The sequence below is a fragment of the Streptomyces apricus genome (genome assembly GCF_008369065.1).
In the GTDB taxonomy this organism is placed as follows: domain Bacteria; phylum Actinomycetota; class Actinomycetes; order Streptomycetales; family Streptomycetaceae; genus Streptomyces; species Streptomyces apricus.
The window spans coordinates 71,320-74,518 of the sequence record NZ_VDFC01000004.1 but is presented as its reverse complement, the minus strand read 5'-3'; the positions used below and the strand labels follow the sequence as shown (position 1 = coordinate 74,518).

At 74.3% G+C, this 3,199-nt stretch carries 2 protein-coding genes; one reads left to right on the top strand and one right to left on the bottom strand.

The window, feature by feature from the left end; all coding sequences use genetic code 11:
* Positions 1-14 precede the first annotated feature (14 nt).
* Positions 15-2,270, bottom strand: a complete 2,256-nt coding sequence (locus FGF04_RS00985) for an acetate--CoA ligase family protein (protein ID WP_149509245.1) — start codon at positions 2,268-2,270, stop codon at positions 15-17.
* A gap of 201 nt (positions 2,271-2,471) precedes the next feature.
* On the opposite strand from FGF04_RS00985, the gene FGF04_RS00980 reads away from it, so the two are divergent.
* Positions 2,472-3,191, top strand: a complete 720-nt coding sequence (locus tag FGF04_RS00980) for a TetR/AcrR family transcriptional regulator (protein ID WP_149509244.1) — start codon at positions 2,472-2,474, stop codon at positions 3,189-3,191.
* Positions 3,192-3,199 lie beyond the last annotated feature (8 nt).

The window sequence follows — 3,199 nt, the reverse complement described above, 5'->3', positions numbered from 1 at the left end:
GCCCCGGTCAACCGTCAGCGACACACCGCCAGCGCGTCCAGCGCCACCGCCCCCTGCCCCCGCGGCAGCACCATCAGGGGGTTGATGTCCAGCTCCGAGAGGTCCCCGTCCAGTTCCAGCGCCATCCGCTGGACCCGCAGGACCACCTCCACCAACGCGTCCAGATCCGCCGGAGGCCTCCCGCGGACACCGTCGAGCAGCGCCCGCCCCCGCAGCTCGTCGAGCATCGAGCGCGCCTGCTCCTCCCCGAACGGCGGCACCCGCACGGCCGTGTCCCGCAGCACCTCCACCAGGACGCCGCCGAGCCCGACCGTCACCGTCGGCCCGAAGAGGTCGTCCTGCGCCACCCCGACCACCATCTCCACGCCCGGCTCCACCATCTGGCACACCAGGACCCCGTCGAGCGGCACGTCCTCGTAGCGGGCCGTGTCGGTCAGCTCGCGGTAGGTGTCCCGCACCTGGCTGGCCGAGGTGAGGCCGATCCTGACCAGCCCCAGCTCCGTCTTGTGGGCGAGGCGCGCACCGGACGCCTTCATCACGACGGGGTACCCGACGAGCCCGGCCGCCCGCACGGCCGCCGCCGCGCTGGTCACCAGCTGCTCCCGCGGCACCCGGATCCCGTACGCGCGCAGCAGCTGCTTCGCCGCGTGCTCGCTGAGCCTGCTGCCCGGCCGCATCAGCGCCTGCGCCTTGCGGAAGGAGGGCGACGGGGTGCGGGGCGCCTCGTCGAAGGGGGAGCGGTACGCGGCCGCGAACCGCGCGTGGTCCAGATGGGCGCGTACCGCCGTGATGCAGTTCGCGAACGTGCGGAAGGTCGCGACGCGCGACGAGCCCAGCAGGGTCTCGCGGTACGCGGACTCGGTGCCGACCGGCGAACCCCACACCACGCAGACCAGTTTGTCCGTCTCCTCGGCCGCGTCCACCAGGTCCCGCGCGAGCCGGTCGCTCATGGGCGGGAAGGGGCCCGTGATCGGGCACACCAGCACCCCGACGGCCGGATCGGCGAGGATCGCGTCGATGATCCGGCGCCCCCGCCAGTCGCCGACCGGGTGGCCGCCGTTGTCGACCGGATTGGTGACGTCCAGGTACTCGGGTATCCACCGGTGCAGTTCGGCCTGCTTGGCGGCGGAGAGGGCGGGCAGGCGCAGCCCCGCCTCGGTGGCCAGGTCGCAGAAGTGCGCGCCGGTGCCGCCGGAGATCGAGTAGACGGCCACCCCGTCGCAGGAGCCGGCGGGCGGCCGGGCGCGTGCCAGCAGGGCGGCGGTGTCCTGCAGTTCGTCGAGGCCGTCGACGCGCACCACCCCGTACTGGCGCATCGCGGCGTCCACCACCGCGTCGGCGCCGGTCAGCTTGCCGGTGTGGGAGGCGGCCGTCCGCGCGCCCGCCCCGGTGCGGCCGACCTTGACCGCGACGACGGGCACCCCGCGCCGGGCGGCCCGGTCGGCGGCGAGGAGGAAGGAGCGGCCGTCCTTCAGCCCCTCCAGGTAACAGGCGATGGCGCCCACCTCGGGCCGCTCGGCGAAGTACGAGATGAAGTCGGCGCTCTCCAGGTCGGCCTCGTTGCCGGTGGGCGCCCAGTGGGAGAGCCGGATGCCCAGCTCCTGGAGGGCGAAGAGCGGGCGGCCCTGGTGTCCCGACTGGGTGATCAGCGCGATCGCCGGTCCCTCCAGGTCGTCGCGGAACTCCTCGAACGCGTTGAGGTTGGTGTTCGGGCCGAGCAGCCGCAGCCCCGAGCGCGGTCCCGAGCGCCGCAGCGAGCGCCGCACGGCCTCGGCGAGACGCTCCTGCGCGGCGGCGCCCTCCGCTCCCGTCTCGGCGAACCCGGACGCGAAGGCGACCGCGAACCGGACCTTGGCGTCCGCGAGTTGCTCGATCAGGGGGAGGGGGTCGGCGACCAGCAGCACGGCCAGGTCGACCTGTTCGGGCAGGTCCGTGACGGAGGGGACGCAGGGCAGGCCGAACACGCTCTCGCGGGCCGGGTGCACCGGGTGCAGCCTGGCGCCGACCCGCCCGGCCCAGGCGAGCAGCTGCCGGGTGATGCCGGTGTTCGGGCGGCCCTCGGCGTCGGAGGCGCCGACGACGGCCACGGACTCCGGGCGGAAGAAGCGGTCCAGGTCGGGTACGCCGGCGTACAGCGGCCGTCCGCTGACGTCCAGGTCGTCGGTGGCGGCCGGTCTGCCGTGCACCGCGGGGGCGGGCTGCCCGCCGCAGGCGACGACCCCGGTCCGGCGGGAGTCGGTGGTGAGGGTGCCGTGGGTTGATCCAAGCATCGGTCCGCCCGCTCCTGTATGGCTGTCACAGCCGTCATAACTGACGAACTGTCAGGTTACTGAACTGACGTCGCGTCAGGAACGGGTCGGCGGGCAAAGAAGTCGTGGAGGTCGTGACCGGTCGTGGCCGGTCGTGGCCGGTCGTGGTGCGGGCGGCCGCAAGGCGAACGCCCATAAGTTTTCCGCTGTAAGGTCATGTGTATGGGAGACGACACGCCAGCGACATCGGTCACGAAGCCCGCCGGACCGCCCGCCACGACCTCCGCCGAACCGTCCGCCTCCGCGCCCGCGCCTGCCCCCGCGCCCGCCCGCGTGCGGAACCGTCGCGGGGAGGGGGCCCGGCTGCGCGAGGAGATCGTGGACGCGGCGGTCGCCCTGCTCGACGAGACCGGTGACGAGAGCGCCATCACCCTGCGCTCCGTCGCCCGCCGGGTGGGCATCGCCGCCCCCTCGATCTACCGCCACTTCCCTGACCAGCCCGCCATCATGCTGGCCGTGGTGCGCAACGCCTTCGCCGACCTGGACGAGCTGCTGCGCGCCGCCGTGGACGCCGCCGGCGACGCGCCCCGCGCCCGGCTCACCGCCCTGTGCCGGGGCTATCTGGACTTCGCCGAGGCCCGTCCCGGGCGCTACCGCACGATGTTCGGGGGGCTCTGGATGCCCGACCCGGACGCGAGTTCCGTGACGGCGCAGGACCTCGGCACGCTGGGCGACGCGAGCCTGCGGCGGCTCGCCGAAGCCCTCCAGGACTGTGTCGCCGCCGGGTGCGCCACCAGCACCGACGTGGCCGCCGACGCGGTCGCCCTCTGGCTCGGCCTGCACGGGCTCGCCCACCAGCGGGCGGTCTCGCCCTCCTTCCCCTGGCCGCCGGACGTCGCGGAACGGGTGATCACCGCACTCGCGCACTTCACGGACGAGTAGCCGGGGAG

What these genes read in the sequence shown, in the direction of transcription:
- FGF04_RS00985 (WP_149509245.1), bottom strand. Translation starts at nt 2,270, where the DNA reads ATGCTTGGATCAACCCACGGCACCCTCACCACCGACTCCCGCCGGACC.
- FGF04_RS00980 (WP_149509244.1), top strand. Translation starts at nt 2,472, where the DNA reads ATGGGAGACGACACGCCAGCGACATCGGTCACGAAGCCCGCCGGACCG.